Origin of the sequence: Pantoea sp. UBA6567 (assembly GCF_002434165.1) — a bacterium.
Lineage (GTDB): Bacteria > Pseudomonadota > Gammaproteobacteria > Enterobacterales > Enterobacteriaceae > Pantoea > Pantoea eucrina.
This window is the reverse complement of sequence record NZ_DJJN01000006.1, coordinates 481,176-498,576: the sequence shown is the minus strand read 5'-3', so window position 1 is coordinate 498,576 and position 17,401 is coordinate 481,176. Positions and strand designations below refer to the sequence as shown.

General features: G+C 58.9%; 16 protein-coding genes. 3 read left to right on the top strand and 13 right to left on the bottom strand.

What is annotated here, in order from left to right; translation table 11 throughout:
• Positions 1-9: 9 nt before the first annotated feature.
• On the bottom strand, positions 10-345 hold the full coding sequence (osmE, locus tag B4M48_RS08360; protein ID WP_039384034.1) for an osmotically-inducible lipoprotein OsmE: 336 nt from the start codon (positions 343-345) through the stop codon (positions 10-12).
• Positions 346-526: 181 nt separating this feature from the next.
• Here osmE and B4M48_RS08355 point away from each other — a divergent pair, with 181 nt between their 5' ends.
• The 3 genes from B4M48_RS08355 to cho all read left to right on the top strand — a co-directional run bounded on the left by B4M48_RS08355 (position 527) and on the right by cho (position 3,634).
• Positions 527-1,717, top strand: a complete 1,191-nt coding sequence (locus B4M48_RS08355; RefSeq protein ID WP_288656394.1) for a multidrug effflux MFS transporter — start codon at positions 527-529, stop codon at positions 1,715-1,717.
• Positions 1,718-1,834: 117 nt separating this feature from the next.
• The gene (gene nadE, locus B4M48_RS08350) at positions 1,835-2,662 is read left to right on the top strand and encodes an ammonia-dependent NAD(+) synthetase (RefSeq protein WP_039384028.1); all 828 of its coding nucleotides are present in this window, start codon (positions 1,835-1,837) and stop codon (positions 2,660-2,662) included.
• Positions 2,663-2,773: 111 nt separating this feature from the next.
• On the top strand, positions 2,774-3,634 hold the full coding sequence (cho, locus tag B4M48_RS08345; protein WP_039384025.1) for an excinuclease Cho: 861 nt from the start codon (positions 2,774-2,776) through the stop codon (positions 3,632-3,634).
• A gap of 83 nt (positions 3,635-3,717) precedes the next feature.
• On the opposite strand, the gene spy is transcribed toward cho, so the two are convergent.
• The 12 genes from spy to B4M48_RS08285 all read right to left on the bottom strand — a co-directional run bounded on the left by spy (position 3,718) and on the right by B4M48_RS08285 (position 17,322).
• Positions 3,718-4,209, bottom strand: a complete 492-nt coding sequence (gene spy / locus B4M48_RS08340) for an ATP-independent periplasmic protein-refolding chaperone Spy (RefSeq protein ID WP_039384024.1) — start codon at positions 4,207-4,209, stop codon at positions 3,718-3,720.
• Between the two features lie 309 nt (positions 4,210-4,518).
• Positions 4,519-5,508 (bottom strand): succinylglutamate desuccinylase, encoded by a 990-nt coding sequence (gene astE, locus B4M48_RS08335; protein ID WP_288656392.1) that lies wholly within the window; start codon positions 5,506-5,508, stop codon positions 4,519-4,521.
• Positions 5,509-5,534: 26 nt separating this feature from the next.
• Complete coding sequence (astB, locus tag B4M48_RS08330; protein ID WP_039384020.1) at positions 5,535-6,863, bottom strand: N-succinylarginine dihydrolase; 1,329 nt, start codon at positions 6,861-6,863, stop codon at positions 5,535-5,537.
• The gene (astD, locus tag B4M48_RS08325; RefSeq protein WP_288656391.1) at positions 6,850-8,328 is read right to left on the bottom strand and encodes a succinylglutamate-semialdehyde dehydrogenase; all 1,479 of its coding nucleotides are present in this window, start codon (positions 8,326-8,328) and stop codon (positions 6,850-6,852) included. Before astD ends, astB begins: the two co-directional genes overlap by 14 nt.
• Positions 8,325-9,356, bottom strand: coding sequence for an arginine N-succinyltransferase (gene astA, locus B4M48_RS08320; RefSeq protein WP_039384017.1), 1,032 nt, complete (start codon positions 9,354-9,356; stop codon positions 8,325-8,327). The genes astD and astA overlap by 4 nt, the downstream gene beginning before the upstream one ends.
• Positions 9,353-10,573, bottom strand: coding sequence for an aspartate aminotransferase family protein (locus B4M48_RS08315; RefSeq protein ID WP_071668765.1), 1,221 nt, complete (start codon positions 10,571-10,573; stop codon positions 9,353-9,355). The genes astA and B4M48_RS08315 overlap by 4 nt, the downstream gene beginning before the upstream one ends.
• A 371-nt stretch (positions 10,574-10,944) precedes the next feature.
• Positions 10,945-12,366, bottom strand: coding sequence for a YchO/YchP family invasin (locus B4M48_RS08310; RefSeq protein WP_288656389.1), 1,422 nt, complete (start codon positions 12,364-12,366; stop codon positions 10,945-10,947).
• 171 nt (positions 12,367-12,537) lie between these two features.
• Positions 12,538-13,179, bottom strand: a complete 642-nt coding sequence (gene cheZ / locus B4M48_RS08305; protein WP_039384014.1) for a protein phosphatase CheZ — start codon at positions 13,177-13,179, stop codon at positions 12,538-12,540.
• A 9-nt stretch (positions 13,180-13,188) separates the two neighbouring features.
• Positions 13,189-13,578, bottom strand: coding sequence for a chemotaxis response regulator CheY (gene cheY / locus B4M48_RS08300; protein ID WP_039384013.1), 390 nt, complete (start codon positions 13,576-13,578; stop codon positions 13,189-13,191).
• Between the two features lie 39 nt (positions 13,579-13,617).
• Positions 13,618-14,667: a protein-glutamate methylesterase/protein-glutamine glutaminase gene (locus B4M48_RS08295; RefSeq protein WP_039384011.1), complete on the bottom strand. Its 1,050-nt coding sequence runs from the start codon at positions 14,665-14,667 to the stop codon at positions 13,618-13,620.
• Entirely contained in the window at positions 14,664-15,539 is an 876-nt protein-coding gene (gene cheR / locus B4M48_RS08290) for a protein-glutamate O-methyltransferase CheR (protein ID WP_039384010.1), read from the bottom strand. The genes B4M48_RS08295 and cheR overlap by 4 nt, the downstream gene beginning before the upstream one ends.
• A gap of 103 nt (positions 15,540-15,642) precedes the next feature.
• Positions 15,643-17,322, bottom strand: coding sequence for a methyl-accepting chemotaxis protein (locus B4M48_RS08285; RefSeq protein ID WP_039385812.1), 1,680 nt, complete (start codon positions 17,320-17,322; stop codon positions 15,643-15,645).
• Positions 17,323-17,401: the final 79 nt, after the last annotated feature.

Here is a 17,401-nt window from a genome sequence, read left to right as displayed (position 1 = left end):
AAAAAAGAGTTACTGCGCAACCTGCGGATCGGTGTCGTACTCTTTGCAGCTCTGGAAGCCGTAGTTCATCACGCGACCGGTATCGTTGTAGCTGACAAAATAGGTCTGCATTTTGCCATCGCGCTCGCCGATAACGTAAGTCTGGCAGGTGCCACGCGCGTGCGCCATGGTCACTTCGGTCGAAGCCGGACCCGCAATCTGACGCACCTGTTCACGCGTCATGCCTTTTTTAACATCTTTTACCACCGGTTTGGTGACATAACTTTCCGCGCGATCATAAGTGGTACAACCAGACAGAGCAGCCAGCGTCATAGCGGCAGCGATACATCCCAGCACTTTATTCATTTTTTGTTCCTCATACTTTGTCCATGTCGGAATAAGCCTGGAACACAAATTCAGATTTATCAACCTGGTGGCGACGCTTTTAGATGCGTTCATCGCAATATATCCGGAGTAAAAAAGCTGTGCTGCTGCGCCCTGCTCCGTATAATCGCGCGGTTAACTTTTTACCCGGCTCAGAGGCCCCATGACATCTGCACACCCTAACCGGCTGGTTTACGCCATCACGCTCGGACTTCTGGCGGCGCTCGGACCGCTCTGTATCGACCTCTATCTCCCCGCGCTGCCTGAACTGGCGCGCGATCTGCACACGCAGACCTCCACCGCTCAGCTCAGTCTGACTGCTGGCCTGCTGGGCCTCGGGGCGGGACAGCTGCTATTTGGTCCCATGAGCGATAAATTTGGCCGCATCTGGCCCCTGCTGCTGTCGCTGCTGCTGCTGTTTATTGCCTCTGTCGGCTGCGCGCTGGCAAAAGATATCCATTCGCTACTGATTGCCCGCCTGTTTGAGGGGCTGGCTGGCGCTGGCGGTGCCGTGCTGTCGCGCGCTATCGCCCGGGATATGTATAGCGGACACGAGCTGACGCGCTTTTTTGCGCTGCTGATGCTGGTCAACGGCCTTGCACCGGTGGGAGCGCCGGTACTGGGCGGCGCGCTGATGACAATCATGAGCTGGCGCGGCATTTTTCTCGTACTGGCGGCGATCGCCATTCTGCTGATTCTGCTGGCGCGCTGGCAGCTGCATGAGACGCTGCCGCCTGCACGCCGTAGCCAGGGCTCTCTGTTTTCCGCCTGGGCGGCGCTGGGCCAGGTCGTTACGCATCGGCCCTTTATGGGTTTTTGCCTGACGCAGGGCTTTATGATGTCAGGCATGTTTGCCTATATCGGCGCCTCACCGTTTGTGCTGCAGCAGATCTACGGCCTCTCGCCTCAGGCGTTCAGCCTCTGCTTTGCTGCCAACGGGTGCGGCCTGATTATCGCCTCACAAACCAGCGCACGGCTCTGTCCGCTCTGGGGCGAATACCGGGTGCTTAAGGGCGGGCTGACGCTGGCATTTGTCGCCTCCGCCACCCTGCTGACCGCCGCGCTGAGCGACGCCGCCCTGCCGGTTATTCTGGTGGCGCTATTTTTCTCTATTGCCAGTAACGGTGTAATCGCAACCACCGCCGCATCGCTGGCGATGCAGAGTCAGGGGCACCGTGCCGGCAGTGCTTCTGCGGTTATCGGCGTCACCATGTTTACGCTGGGCGCCATCAGCGTGCCGGTTAGCGGCGTGGGCGGGACCTCGGTTATCAGCATGAGCGCCACCATTTTCGGCTGCTTTATGCTGGCAATCCTGATGTTTACCCTGCTGGCGCAGCGGCCTGAAAGCGCCTGATTCAGCAGCAAACCGTCTGCGCCAGTCGCCGTTTGGCTTGTTGTTTTGCGGCCAAGGCGTTAGCTTTAGCTGATGTTACGCATCATGCCGTCAGGCTTCTGACTTGAGGAGAGGTTCATGTCACTGCAGCAGGAAATTATTCAGGCCCTTGGTGTTAAACCCGCTATCGATCCGCAGCAGGAGATCCGCGTCAGCGTCGATTTCCTGAAAGCGTACCTGAAAGCGCATCCTTTTCTGAAAACGCTGGTGCTGGGCATCAGCGGCGGGCAGGACTCAACGCTGACCGGTAAGCTGGCGCAGATGGCGGTCAGCGAGCTGCGTCATGAGACCGGCGATAAAGAGTACACCTTTATTGCCGTGCGCCTGCCGTATGGTAAACAGGCCGACGAGCAGGATTGTCAGGATGCGCTGGCGTTTATTCAGCCCGATCGTACCCTGGTGGTGAATATCAAAGAGGCGGTGCTGGCGAGCGAGCGCGCACTGCAGGAAGCGGGTATCGCGCTGTCAGATTTTGTCCGCGGTAACGAAAAGGCGCGTGAACGCATGAAGGCGCAGTACAGCATCGCCGGCATGACCAAAGGTATCGTGCTGGGCACCGATCACGCGGCGGAAGCGGTGACCGGTTTTTATACCAAATATGGCGATGGCGGCAGCGACGTGAACCCGATCTTTCGCCTTAACAAAGGCCAGGGTAAACAGCTGCTGAAGGCGCTGGGCTGTCCGGAGCACCTCTGGATGAAACATCCCACGGCCGATCTTGAAGACGATCGTCCCGGCCTGCAGGATGAGGTGGCGCTTGGCGTAACCTATCAGCAGATCGATGATTATCTGGAAGGCAAAACCATCAATGCCGAATCGGCAAAAATTATCGAGGGCTGGTACACCAAAACCGAACATAAGCGCCGTATGCCGGTGACTGTGTTTGACGACTACTGGAAAAAGTAGCCCCTCCCTGCGACTCTCCCTCTGCGGAGAGAGAGTCGCGCCTCGCTTGCCACTGGCGATAAAATCAGCACGCTGATACACTGTATACAAAACCAGTAAGCGGAGCATTCTTTGGTCAGACGAGCAACCAGCCATCGCCTCGACTTTGACGCGGCGGCAATCTATCAATATCCCGAACACCTGCGCCAGTGGCTTGAAGGGCTGCCTAAAGTGCCCGGCGTCTATACCTTTCACGGCGAGAGTGAAAATCTGCCTCTTTATATCGGCAAAAGCATTAATTTGCGCAGCCGGGTGATGGCGCATTTTCGCACCACGGATGAAGCGAGCATGCTGCGTCAGGCGCGGCGCGTAAGCTGGATCCCCACCGCCGGCGATATTGGCGCGCAGCTGCTGGAAGCGCAGATGATTAAAACGCAGCAGCCGTTATTTAATAAGCGCCTGCGCAAAAATCGTCAGCTCTGCTCACTTCAGCTGGGAGAAGGCGCGCCGGAAGTGGTCTATGCAAAAGATGTCGATTTCTCTCGTTCACCCGATCTCTACGGGCTGTTTCGCAGCCGTTTTGCCGCGCTGGAGAAGCTTAAAAGCATGGCCGATGAGCTGCAGCTCTGTCACGGCCTGCTTGGGCTGGAGAGCCTGCGGCCAGGGCGCGGCTGCTTTCGCGCAGCACTGAAGCGCTGTGCCGGCGCCTGCTGCGGAAAAGAGAGTGTTGAAGCGCACCAGCAGCGGCTCCGCGAGGGGCTGGAACGCTTTCGCGTGGTGTGCTGGCCGTGGGAAGGCCCGGTTGGCATGGTGGAGCGCGGCGCTGAGATGACACAAATCCATGTGATCGATCACTGGTTCTGGCTGGGTTCTGTTGCCACTGAAGCGGAAGCGCGCCAGCTGCAGCGCGCGCGCCAGGGGTTTGATCACGACGGCTATAAAATTCTCTGCCGTCCGCTGCTTTCCGGCGAGTTCCCGCTGATAGAGCTATAAAAAAAACCGCCGACGCTGTTCAGGGCGGTACTCTGCCCTGAACAGCGCCGGCGGTCTTAATCCGGATCGATCACGGTGTGTGTTTACTCACCGTCAGCAGGCGGTGGTGGCATTTTACCATCGTGTGGCGCTTTTTCCGTCAGGCGCGTTTCGAAATTGGCGTTGTACTGCTTTTTCTGTTCCGGCGTCAGTACGTTGTAGATTTTGTTCTGGGTTTCCATCATGCGTACCGCATTCTCTTTGGCGTTTGCGGTCATCTTCTCAGCCTGTGCTTCCGCTTTGCTGCGATCGAAGCTGTCGGCGGCAATGATGGCATGGTTCGCGCGGCGCGCCTCCGGCGACGGGCGCTGCATCTCTTTATGACCATCCTGCATGATGGTGCGGATCTGTGTTTTCTGCGCATCGGTCAGAGTAATGCCTTTGAACATCTCCATACCGTGATGACGCATCGGCTTATGCATCGGCTTTTCAGTGCCGGCCGGCGGTGGCGTCAGGTTATCGGCCGCAGCGTGGACGATATTGGCGGCACCCAGTGCCATTGCGGTAGCCAGAAAAACAGAAGTCAGTTTACGCATAATATTGTCCTTTCTTGTCAGTTATATGACGACAGCCTGTGTCGCGTCTTCGGAAACAAGCATACGACGCTGAACGTCAACTACTCAGAACCTGAGTAAAGCCCTGAAAGCATAGAAGATAGATATCGTGCGATCGTGGAGAGATTGCGAAGAATTACGTGAGAAAATGCAAAAAAGTATGACAATAGCGGGAAAATGGCAGGAATTAAGGAGGAGTGTAATGAGTTTGCCCGCGCCGGGAAAGCAAAATGTTAAGCGATCGCTATCAGCATGGCTGACGCCATCAGGCGTCAGCCATGCTGCAGCCGTTTATTGCGCCGGCATCTGTGCGTTCTCTTCCGTCAGCATCAGCCCGGCGCGTAATCCCGGCGCCACCTGCGGATTGGGAAACAGTACATATTCCCGCGCCTGCTGTACGTAATAGCGAGTGTCGCCCTCTTCTGCCAGCAGCGTGCCCTGGGGAAACGCGGTGAAATTCAGCGTGTCCGCGCTCATATGCAGCGTAAATCCCTCTCCCTGACGGGTGATTTGTTGTGAAACGTGATAGCGCCGCGGCTGCGTATGCGGCTGCGGCCACGTTTCGCCCTCCAGCAGCGCAGCGAGTGCCCGCTGCACTGCCCTGAACTGCGTGAGATCATTTTCACCAAACGGCAGCGCCTTACCCAGTTCCAGCGTCGAACTCGCCGCATGATGATGCTCACAACTATAGTGGGTGAAGGTGCCGCCCGGCGCACGATGAAAAACCAGCGCCTCCAGCTCAGCTGCGGCCAGCCACTGCATAAACGTATCCGGCCACGGTCGCGCGTTCGCGGGCATAACGGCAAAGCGTGGATAATAAGAGCCACGAATAGCGGTATGCAGATCAAGATGCCAGCGCGACGTCTGCCTGTGGCAGCTGCGCCAGAATCGCTCCATCACCTGTTCCAGCTGCAGGGCGCGCTGTGCCTCACTGGTTTCACTGACCCGCTGCCAGCGGCCACCAAACAGCCGGTTGAGATCGTACTGCTGATAGCGACGGCCGCTGCGCAGCGCCGCCGGATTACCCAGTATCACCAGCAGCCGCACCGCCAGCGGTTTTTCTCCGCTAAGCAGCGGCGCCAGCAGCTGCTCCACTATCTCCACCGGCGCGGTTTCATTGCCGTGGATCCCGGCTGACAGCACCAGCGCCCGGTCGCAGTGCGTCAGCGGCGTCAGCAAGAGGATCCCTTCCGCCTGCCACTGCCAGCGCAGATAAGCTGTCTCGCCCTGCGTGACGGCAGGCGGCGTGCCCGCCAGCGTCTGCTGTAAAAAACTGCGCATATTTTCTCCTTAATCCTGCCTCAGCCTCAGCGCTGAAAGGCGTAGACGCTGCCCAGCTTCAGCAGCTGCGTCAGCGCATCCAGAGCGTCACGCCCCTCCTGCAGCAGCGCCGGATCGGCTAAATCCGCCTGCGTGAGATAGTCGCGATAGTGGCGTTCTGCCCACTGGCTGAGCTGCGTAAACAGCTGCTCGTTCATCATTACCGCCGGGTTGACCGCCCGCTGCTCTTCTGCCGTCAACACAACCCGCAGGCGCAGGCAGGCTGGCCCGCCGCCGTTGCACATGCTTTCACGCAGATCGAATACCGTGAGCTCCCGAATCGGTCCGCCGCTCTCTGCCAGCTCCGTCAGATAAGCCCAGACGCCCGGATGCTGCCGTGCCTCTTCGGGCAGTATCAGCCGCATACCGCCATCGGGGTGCTGCAGCAGCTGACTGTTGAAGAGATAGGTCGCCACCGCGTCGCTGACGGATACGCGCGCGCGCGGCACCACGATGGCGGTAAACCCCGGCACCCGCTCTGCCAGCTGCTCCAGCAATGCAGGCTGATTGACGAAAGCCTCTTCGTGACAGAACAGCACCTGCTGATTACTGACGGCAATCACGTCGTTATGGAAAACGCCCTGATCGATCACCGCCGGGTTCTGCTGCACGAAGAGCGTGCGCGCCTCGTCAAGCTGATGCAGACGCGCGACCGCTCTGCTCGCTTCCAGCGTCTGGCGCGCCGGATAGCGTTCCGGCGTGATGCCGGCGTGCTGCCCTTCGCGCCCATAGACGAACAGCTGCAGGCCGGCGTCGCCGTAGCGCGCTCCGAAGCGATTATGATTCGCGGCCCCTTCGTCACCAAACAGCGCCACCTGAGGCAGCGCGTCATGCACGCAGAAACGCTGCGGGTCGCGGAAGATCGCCCGCAGCAGATCAGCCGTTTCCGGTGCTTCAATGGACCGGTGAAACTTATTATTCAGATTGGCAACGGTAAAATGAACGCGTCCGTCACCGCTGTCTGCCGAGGGCGATACGGTGGCCGCGTTGGCAACCCACATCGCCGAGGCTGAACTGGCGGCTGAGAGCAGCTGCGGCGCCTGCTGCGCAGCGCGCGCCAGCACCTGCGCGTCACTGCCGTAAAAACCGAGCTGGCGCAGCAGCGGCAAATTAGGTCGCTCGTGCGGCGGGATCACGCCCTGCAGATAGCCGAGATCGGCCAGCGCTTTCATTTTGCGCAGTCCCTGCAGCACCGCCAGTCTGGGATTAGAGGGCTGCAGCTGATTGCGGGTTGACGCCTCATTACCAAATGAGAGGCCCGCGTAGTGGTGCGTCAGGCCAACCAGTCCATCAAAATTGACTTCAGCTGCGTTCATGGCGCGCTCCCTGAGCAGAGAAATCGAGACCCGGCGAGAGCGTATCGGGCAGGGCCAGACTGCTGCTCTCCAGGGTTGCCATCGGCCAGGCGCAGTAATCCGCAGCGTACCAGGCGCTGGCGCGGTGGTTGCCGGAGGCGCCAATGCCGCCAAACGGCGCGGTGCTGGCCGCACCGGTCAGCGGCTTGTTCCAGTTGACAATACCGGCGCGCGCCTCCAGCAGCAGCTGATCAAACTGCGCCCGCTGCGGTGAGATCAGACCGCATGAGAGGCCATAGCGCGTGGCGTTAGCCAGCGTAATCGCCTCACTGTAGTCGTCATAACGGATGATTTGCAGCAGCGGTCCGAACACCTCCTCATCCGGCAGCGCACTTGCATGGGTCATATCGATAATGCCTGGCGTAATAAGTGCGCGCTGGCGATCCGGCCACTGCATATTCAGCAGCACTTCACCGCCCAGCGCCACGCGCTGCTGCCACGCCTGATAGATCTGTCCGGCCGCCGCAGGCGAAATGACGCTGCCCATAAATGGCTGTGGCTCAGCATTCCACGCTGCGGGCTGCAGCCGGGCGCTGACAGCCACCAGCCGCTGCAGAAACGCGTCCCCCGCCGCGCCACGTTTTACCAGCAGGCGACGTGCGCAGGTGCAGCGCTGCCCGGCAGAAATAAAAGCTGACTGGATGGCGATATGTACGGCGCCATCAATATCGGCCGGATCTTCCACAATCAGCGCATTATTGCCACCCATCTCCAGCGCGAGCATCTTCTCCGGCTGGCCGGCAAACTGCCGGTGCAGGTGATACCCGGTAGCCGCGCTGCCGGTAAACAGGACGCCATCAATCTGCTCTGCCTGTGCCAGCGCCTGGCCGCTTTCCCGTCCGCCCTGCACCATATTGATGACCCCCGCCGGGAGCGCTGCCTGCTCCCACAGCTGCACGGTGCGTTCCGCCGTCAGCGGCGTCAGCTCGCTCGGCTTAAACACCACGCAGTTTCCTGCCAGTAGCGCGGGCACAATGTGGCCATTTGGCAGATGCCCCGGAAAATTATAGGGCCCGAATACCGCCAGTACACCGTGCGGACGATGGCGCAGTGCGCTTTCACCCGACTGCTGTTCGCCGGTACGGGCGTGATACGCTTTCACTGAAATGGCAATTTTATTGATCATCGCCTGCACTTCCGTCAGCGTTTCCCAGCGCGGCTTGCCGGTTTCCTGTGAGATGATCTCCGCCAGCTCCACCTTATGCTGCTCCAGCAGCGCGGTAAAGGTTTCAATCCCTGCCTGACGTGCCGTGAACGGCAGGCGCGCCCAGTGCGGGAACGCTGCGCGGGCTGCCGCACAGGCGGCGCTGACCTGAGCCGCAGAGGCGGCGTTGCCCTGCCACAGCTGTTCGCCTGAGACCGGATCGGCTTTTGTGAAGAGGTCACCGTCGCCGCGCAGCCACTGATTATTAATAAAGTGCGTCATGCCTGTTTCTCCTCACGGCAGAGTGTTACAACCCGTAGCGCATCACCATATTCACAGCGCAGCGCCTGACGCTGGCTCTCACTGAGGCAGACGTGACCGGCGGCGATATCCACCGGCAGTAGCGTGGCGCGAAACTGCTGATAGTTGCTGTTAGCGACCAGGCAGAGCGGCCAGTGCGCCTGCGCGTCACCGGCGCCTGCCGGCAGCAGCGTACTTTTGCGAATGGCCCGGATACGATCAATTTCACACTCCAGCGTCGGTCCGCCATCAAAGATGTCGACATAGTTCTGATAGCGAAAACCTTCCGCTTCCAGCACCGCGCGCGCCGGCGCCGTTTTCGGGTGTACTTCACCAATGACGCGCTGCGCTGCCTCGCTGAGATAGTGAATATAGAGCGGATGTTTCGGCATCAGCTCTGCGATAAACGCTTTCTGACCGGTACCGCTGAGAAAATCAGCCTGGCGAAACGGCATAGAGAAGAAATGGCTGCCCACGCTCTCCCAGAAAGGGGAATGACCGCTGTCATCACTGACGCCGCGCATCTCTGCCACCACGTTGCGCATAAAGCGATCGCGGAAGTTCGCCATAAAAAGAAAGCGTGATTTAGAGAGTAAATAGCCGTTTCTGCCGTCGCGGTAGTCGGGATCGAGAAATAGCGTACAGAGTTCGCTGCTGCCGGTGTGATCGTTGCTGAGCGACAGCACTGGCAGGCTGGCATACACGTTCAGCTCTCTGGAGGCGTGTACCTGCGTGCCAACCCGGAAGTTGTACCACGGCTCCTGCAACCCGACCGCCACTTCAATCGCGCAGATCCCCACGGCCCGGTTATCGTCACTGTCGGCCAGCACAAAGACGTAACCCTGTTCAGCGCGCGGCAGCGCCCCCTGCCAGGTCAGCAGTGAACGCTCAATACGCGCCTGCAGCGTGGCGCTGTCTTCCGGCAGCGAGGTAAGGCCGCCGCCGGTTTTACCCGCCAGCAGAAGCAGCTGCGCCAGGTCATCATGTTCAACCGGGCGGATCACCATCATGATGTGGCTCCTCTGAGAATACGTTCACAGGCGCGCTCAAAACGCGCCAGCCCCTGCTGCACCTCCTCCTGGCTGATGTTTAGCGCGGGCGCAAAGCGCACGACGCTGGCACCGGCAATCAGGACCATGACGCCCTCTTCGGCGGCCGTCAGGTTGAACTGTTTGGCTTTTCCGGCGAAATCGTCGTTGAGTACGGCGCCAATCAGCAGCCCGAGGCCGCGAATAGTTTTAAACACTGGCAGCCGCTGGTTAATCGCCTGGAGCCGATCAACAAACCACTGATGCCGCTCGGTCACGCCAGCGAGGAAAGCGGGCCGGTTGACCAGCTCCAGTACTTTACCCGCTACCGCGCCTGCCAGCGGGTTACCGCCATAAGTGGTACCGTGGGTGCCCACCCCCATTACCTGCGCCAGATCCTCACGCGTCAGCATGGCACCAATCGGAAAGCCGCCGCCCAGCGCTTTTGCGGTACTCAGCACATCCGGCGTAACGCCATAGTGCATATAGGCGTAAAGCGATCCGGTGCGTCCCACACCGCTCTGCACTTCATCAAAAATCAGCAGCGCCTGATGGCGGTCGCACAGCTCCCGCAGGCCGCGCAGGAAGGCTGCATCGGCAGGTAAGACGCCGCCCTCGCCCTGAATCGGTTCAACAATCACGGCGCAGGTGCTGTCATTAATCAGCGCGGCGGCCGATTCCAGGTTATTAAACTGCGCATGCTGAATGGCCGGCGGCAGCGGCGCAAAGTCGCGCGAATAGGCGGGCTGGCCGCCAGCCGACACCGTAAACAGGGTGCGGCCATGAAAAGCGTTAGTGAACGCCACAATGCCGCTTTTTTGATCGCCGAAACGGTCGTGTGCCACTTTGCGCGCCAGCTTAAGCGCAGCTTCGTTCGCCTCAGCGCCGGAGTTGCAGAAGAAAACGCGGTCGGCAAAGGTGGCATCAATCAGCTGTTTTGCCAGCCGCAATACCGGCTCGTTGGTATAGCCATTGCCGGTATGCCACAGCTTTGCCGCCTGCTCTGTCAGCGCCTGCTGCAGCGCCGGGTGTGCATGACCCAGCGCATTCACTGCGATCCCGCCAGCAAAATCGATATACTCTTTGCCCTGTTGATCCCACAACCGCGATCCTTCAGCCCGTACCGGTATAAAGGTTGCGGGTGCATAGACCGGCATCATCCATTGATCAAAATCGTGACGTGTAACCTGCAGTGACATAGCCGGATCTCCTGCCTCACCCCGGGTGAAGCTATTGTTTTAAAATTGTTAAGAGTGCGTAATCAGCAGCCCGACTATAAGGTGCAGCAAGCGTGCCAGCCAGAGGGAATAATGCATAAAAGGGAGTCAGCGACGAAATTTCAATGGGTTACGGCAGGATGCTATTCACTTATTTTGCATAAAAAGTGAATATTACGGTTGCGCCGCCGCTAAGGCAGCAAATTATTTAGCGGATTTATGCATTTATGGAAGGAAATGTTGCTTTTGTGATCGCACAGCAAATATTTCGCCATAACAGGGCAGATGGCGCGCGCTGGCAGCGCAGCACGCGCTATCGTGGTGCGAAAAAGCGCCTTCGCGCACGGGGGCGATCAGGGCGCCATGATATCGAAGCTGTCCTGGTTTTGTGGCGCCAGTGCCACCGGCGGCTGCAGCTGAAGATCGATCCAGTTTGACGTCACCCGCTGCTGTTTGCTGTCTTCAACCGTTACCGACAGACGATAGTGATTCGTTGCGCCTGGCGACGTGTCCCAGGCGGGCATAATAATACTCCAGCCCTGCGGATCGTCAGGCCGGGCCCCCGGCGTCAGGCTCAGCGCCTGCGTGTCGCCCTGCCAGCTTACTTTACGTACCGGATTCGCGCTGCGGATCTGCACTTTCAGCGACAGACTCTCACCAGGATTCAACTGCCACGGCGGCGTGGCGAGAAAAACAGAGAAGGTTTTTCGCTGGCGAAAAGCCAGAACCGGCGTCGAGCTGCGCGTCACCGTATCGTAGCGGCTGCCGCGCAGCGAACGGGTGGCTGCAACGTTATCCGGGCTGAGCTGCTGACTGAGCGCCACGCCGAACCGGTAGTTAAGGTGCAGCCCGAGCTGATCCTGACTCTCCCCTTCGCTGCTGGTTTTGTGGCTGGCGGAAACGGTGACCAGCGGCACTGGCGTATAAGAGAGGCCCAGCGTCAGCGCAGAGGGGTTGTGATACGTGTTGCCGGAGTTAAACAGATCGACATTGTTGCCCAGATACTGCTGCCAGCTAACGGAGACGCCCAGCTGACGATAAAACGGCAGATAGCCGCGCGTGGTAACGTCATAACCGCGCGCCAGCCGCTGCTGCTGAAACGGATTGCGGTTGCGCCAGCCTGAGAGCGGCGTGTAGTAGTTGGCTGAAAAGCGCAAAAAGTCAGACCAGGCCTCCGTACCCACTGATGCCCGCTGCAGCCCGCTGTCGAACATACGATCGACAAATCCGTTATAACCAAGCAGCCAGTTGCCCGCCACCCAGCGCTGACCCAGGCCAGCATTACCAATCAGCCCGTTATCCGTCTGATGCACGCCCAGCTCGCTGAAGGTCAGATAGTTATAGCGATCGGCCCACGGCGTCAGCAGCGACGCCCCGCTGCCGCTGAAGTTACCTTCCATGTCGACATTAAGATCGATCTGCGCCTGCCCGTAGGGCGACAGCAGCAGCTGCCCTTCATCCGCCACCCGGGTGGCCACCTCATCGCGAAAGTGATTAAACGCCCAGATCCCCGCCTGCTGCCCGAGCGACGTCTCACTGTCACCGTTCTGGCTCGCTTCGCCGATGCTCTTTGCGATGGTCGCCAGTTTTTTACTTAAGACGTCGCTATCAGCGTTATAGCCCAGCGCCGGCAGGTCATCGGCCATTTGCCGGAAGTGAGCGGGATCGGTAAAGGGCGCGTCAGCCACGCGGGTAGCGGTCGTCAGCGCCAGCGCAGGCAGCGCTACGCCAGTCAGGCAGAATGGCAGAAGTGTGCGGATAAGCAGTGGCAACATAAAATCAGCTATCGTTTCGGTAATAAAGTAGACGGCGATCACAAAACGGCAGATCTAACCTTATCACACTCTGCTGATTCTGCAGGCAATTTAGGAGGATTTACGGAAAGCGGTGCGGGCGTATGGCAGAGCAGTGCAGAGACAGACCGGGTGCCTGTCTCTGCGCTGCGGTTAAAAACCTAAGCTGTCCAGCAGATCATCAACCTGATCCTGACTGGAGACCACGCCAGGGGCATTAGCGTGGATCTGCGGGCCGTTCAGCAGGCTGGTGGCCTCTTTGCGCGCCGCCGCGTTTGCCTCTGGCATGTTCTCCAGCAGCACCATCAGCAGCTGCCGTTCAATTTCCTGGATGACATCCATCATGCGCTTGATCACCTGACCCGTGAGGTCCTGAAAATCCTGCGCCATCATAATATCCAGCAGCTGCTTGTTGGTGAATGACGTATGCTGCGGCACCTCAGCGAGAAACTCACGCGTATCCGAAACCAACTCGCGCGCATCAGCAAGCTCAATCGGGTTTTCAAACCACGCATCCCAGCGCCCTTTTAACTGCGTGGCACCCGCTTCCATCTTATCCTGATGCGGCTGTGACGCTTCCACGCTGTTCAGCGCACGTTCTGCTGCCTGCGCCGTCATCTGTACTACATAATCCAGACGATCGCGGGCATCCGGGATCGCTTCTGCGGCTTCGGCAATCGCCTGATCCAGCCCGAGTTCACGCAGGCTGTCGCGCAGCATACGCGTCAGCGAGCCAATTCGGACAATAATGTCGTGTGCCGAGGCTTCTTCAGTTGATTTCGGAAGGTCGCTCATCACATCTCCTTACATGCCCAGTTTTTCGAATATTTTACCCAGCTTCTCTTCCAGCGTGGCGGCGGTGAAAGGTTTCACTACGTAGCCGCTGGCGCCAGCCTGAGCGGCAGCAATAATGTTCTCTTTCTTCGCTTCTGCCGTCACCATCAGCACCGGCAGCTTGCTCAGCGTGGCGTCGGCGCGAATGGTCTGCAGCAGCTGCAGGCCATCCATGTTTGGCATGTTCCAGTCAGAGACCACGAAGTCGAAGCCGCCTGCGCGCAGTTTATTCAGCGCATCAACGCCATCCTCGGCTTCTTCAACGTTATTGAAACCCAGCTCTTTCAGCAGGTTGCGGACGATGCGACGCATGGTGTTAAAGTCGTCCACTACCAAAAAGCGCATATTTTTATCAGCCATATCTACTCCTGTGTTGTCTCGTCCGGCAGGACGGGCTCGTTAAATTCGCAATGCCTGTCCGGCGCTAATTTTTGCCAGCATATGCTGGCTGATGTGGCCCAGATCGACCACTTCACTGGTGCCGCCCATCGCTATTGCTTCGCGCGGCATGCCAAATACCACACAGCTGGCTTCATCCTGCGCGATGGTCCAGGCGCCTGCGCGATGCATTTCCAGCATCCCGGCCGCGCCGTCATTTCCCATCCCGGTCAGAATGACGCCCACTGCATTTCGTCCTGCATTGACGGCCACCGAGCGAAACAGCACATCCACAGAGGGTTTGTGCCGGTTAACCGGCGGGCCATCATTAAGTTTTACAACGTAGTTCGCTCCGCTACGCCCCAGCTCCATATGCATTGCGCCTGGCGCGATATAGGCGTGACCCGGCAGAATACGTTCGCCATCCTCCGCCTCTTTCACGGTGATCTGGCAGAGCTTGTTCAGCCGCTCGGCAAACGAGCGGGTAAATCCCGGCGGCATATGCTGCGTGATCAGCAGCGCCGGACTGGTCGCCGGCAGCGGCTGCAGTACATGGCGGATCGCTTCCGTACCGCCGGTGGACGAGCCGATCGCAATCAGCTTTTCACTGCTGAGCAGCGGACCCGCTTTCAGCGTGACCGGCGCCGGCGACACGGTGCGTGTATGCAGCTTCGCCCGCGCCGCGCCGCGAATTTTGTCGGCGATCATCTGGCTGTAAGCCAGCATGCCCTCGCGGATCCCCAGCTGCGGTTTCGTGACAAAATCCACCGCGCCCAGCTCCAGCGCGCGCAGCGTGACTTCCGAACCCTTACCGGTGAGAGAGGAGACCATCACCACCGGCATCGGCCGCAGACGCATCAGTTTTTCCAGAAAGTCGAGGCCATCCATACGCGGCATCTCAACATCCAGCGTCAGCACCTGCGGGTTGTACTGTTTGATTAAATCCCGCGCTACCAGCGGGTCCGGTGCCGTCGCAACCATCTCCATATCGGGATGGCTGTTGATGATCTCCGTCATCAGCTGGCGCATCAGCGCCGAGTCATCCACGCACATCACGGTGATTTTGCTCATCGTCTTTCCTTAGTCAGCCCATACACGGTCTGCCCGCGCAGCCAGAACTCTTTGCTGATCTGGCTGAAGTTTTCTGAATGCCCGGCAAACAGCACTCCGCCCGGCTTCAGCAGCGGAACAAAACGGCGCAGGATTTTTTCCTGAGTCTCTTTATCGAAGTAGATCATTACGTTGCGGCAAAAAATAGCGTCAAACGGGCCAGGCAGCGCCCACTCATTAGCCAGCAGATTAAGCTGCGAGTAGTGCACCATACCTGCCAGCTCAGGGCGGACGCGCACCATGCCTTCATGCGGGCCGGTGCCGCGCAGAAAGAAACGCTGCAGCTGCGATTGCGACAGCGTGCGCAGCTCCTCCTGGCGATAGACGCCCGCTACCGCTTTCTCCAGCACCTGCGTGTCGATGTCGCTGGCGTGAACCTGAAATTTGCCAGGTCCGGTGCCCAGCGTTTCAGCCAGCGTCATCGCAATGGAATAGGGCTCTTCGCCGGTTGACGCGGCCGTACTCCAGACGCTGTAGCTGCCGCTGCGTTTCCGGGCGTGTTCTGCCAGGATCGGGAAATGATGCGCTTCGCGAAAAAACGAGGTCAGGTTAGTGGTCAGCGCATTGATAAACGCCTGCCACTCCGCGCTGTTTGGATCCTGTTCAAGCAGCGCCAGATAGCGGCCGAAATCGTCGATATTCAGCGTCCGCAGCCGGCGAACCAGGCGGTTGTAGACCATCTCACGCTTATGATCGGCCAGGACAATACCCGCGCGCTGATAGATCAGCTGGCTGATACGACGAAAGTGCGTATCGGAAAGCGGCAGACGCTGTACCATCTGCGCAAGCAGCGTGGTCGGCTCATTTTGATCGAGGAACGTCGATTTCTTCATCTCGGGCCATCCGGCAACAAACTGTTAAGTGATAGTTCTCTGATTGCTACGCTGCTGCCGGTACTTACCGGGTAAGCGGGCCGCCCAAAGCGGCCCGGCTGCATTAAAAGGTTTCCCAGTTATCATCAGCGCCGCGTGCGCCAGTAGCGGGTGCCAGCGCTTTTTGCGCAACCGGCGATACCTTTTTTAACGCTGTAGATACGTTAACGGCCTGCGCGACAAATTCTTTACCAATATTGAACACGGCAACGGATTGTTTCAGGCGGCTGGCCTGCTCTTCCAGAGCGGCAGCGGCCGTCGCAGACTCTTCAACCAGCGCGGCGTTTTGCTGTGTTACCCGGTCCATTTCCGTCACGGCCACGCCCACCTGGTCGATACCTTTGCTCTGCTCATCGGAGGCGGAGGCGATTTCACCCATGATATCGGTCACTCGCGTTACGGCGCTGACGATCTCACTCATGGTTTCACCTGCGCTTTCGACCAGCACCGAGCCGGTGTTAACGCGGCTGACAGAGTCTTCAATCAGCGCTTTGATCTCTTTCGCCGCCTGAGCGCTGCGTTGTGCCAGACTGCGCACTTCACCTGCAACCACCGCAAACCCGCGTCCCTGTTCACCGGCGCGTGCCGCTTCTACGGCAGCGTTCAGCGCCAGGATATTGGTCTGGAATGCGATACCGTCAATAACGCTGGTGATGTCCGCAATTTTCTTCGAGCTGCCGGCGATATCTTTCATGGTGCTCACCACGCCATCCACCACTTTGCCGCCCTGCTGCGCGGTCTCTGAGGCGTTAAGCGCCAGCTGCGAGGCCTGACGTGCATTTTCTGCATTCAGTTTCACCGTGGCGGTAAGCTGCTCCATGCTGGCAGCCGTCTGCTCCAGCGAAGCTGCCTGCTGTTCGGTACGGGAAGAGAGGTCGTTATTGCCCATCGCGATTTCACTCGCGCCGGTATAGATAGCGTCAGATCCATCGCGTACGGTACGCACCGTGCGCGCCAGCTCCTGCTGCATCTCTGCCAGCGAACTGAGCAGATCGCCCACTTCGTTACGTACGCTGACGTCAATACTCTGGGTCAGATCGCCCCGCGCAATGTGGCGGATATGTTCAATGCTCTGCTTCAGCGGCCGGATCAGCGCTGAGCGCATTCCGCTCCAGACCAGCATAATCACCAGCAGCGTCACCAGCAGGGTGCCCAGCACCAGCATAATGGCGTGACGATATGCGCTCTCATTGGCGTCAACGCCCTGCTGCGCCAGGCCCAGATTAGTAGTGAGCCAGGCGTTGTAATCCTTTTCAAATTTGTCCTGCAGACTCTGCGTAGGCTGATCGACAAACCCTTTGAAGTTGCCTGAGCCGAGGAAAACCACCAGCTCAGCCAGCGCATCGCGGTAGGCTTTATAGTTGGCCTGCAGCGCCAGCACGTTCGCAGCGCTTTTGCCCTGCTCCGAAAGGCTGGCATTAAAATCGGCAAAGCCCGCATCGGCGGTTTGCAGCTCCTCATTGGCGAGCGCAACCAGCTCTTTCACCGTGGCCCCCGATCCTGCCATCTGGCTATCCTGTAAATAGCGAATACCGGCGCGGTTTAGCGTATTACGCGCCTGCACCAGCGATACCCAGGAGGTGCCCATGGCGCGCTGCAGGGTACTGAGGCGCTGGTTATAGGCAAAATTATCTTTATCAGCTTTTACCGTTGAGAAGAACATCCCACCGGAAAAGAGCTGCAGCAGCGCAAACAGCGCCAGCACGCAGAGCAGGCCGGAAACAACACGAATACGACTAAACATAAACACCTCATTGGTTGGCGGATCGCTGTAGTTATCGGCGTGGATGAGGGGATCTTTATGCACGCGGCGCGCAGTTTAT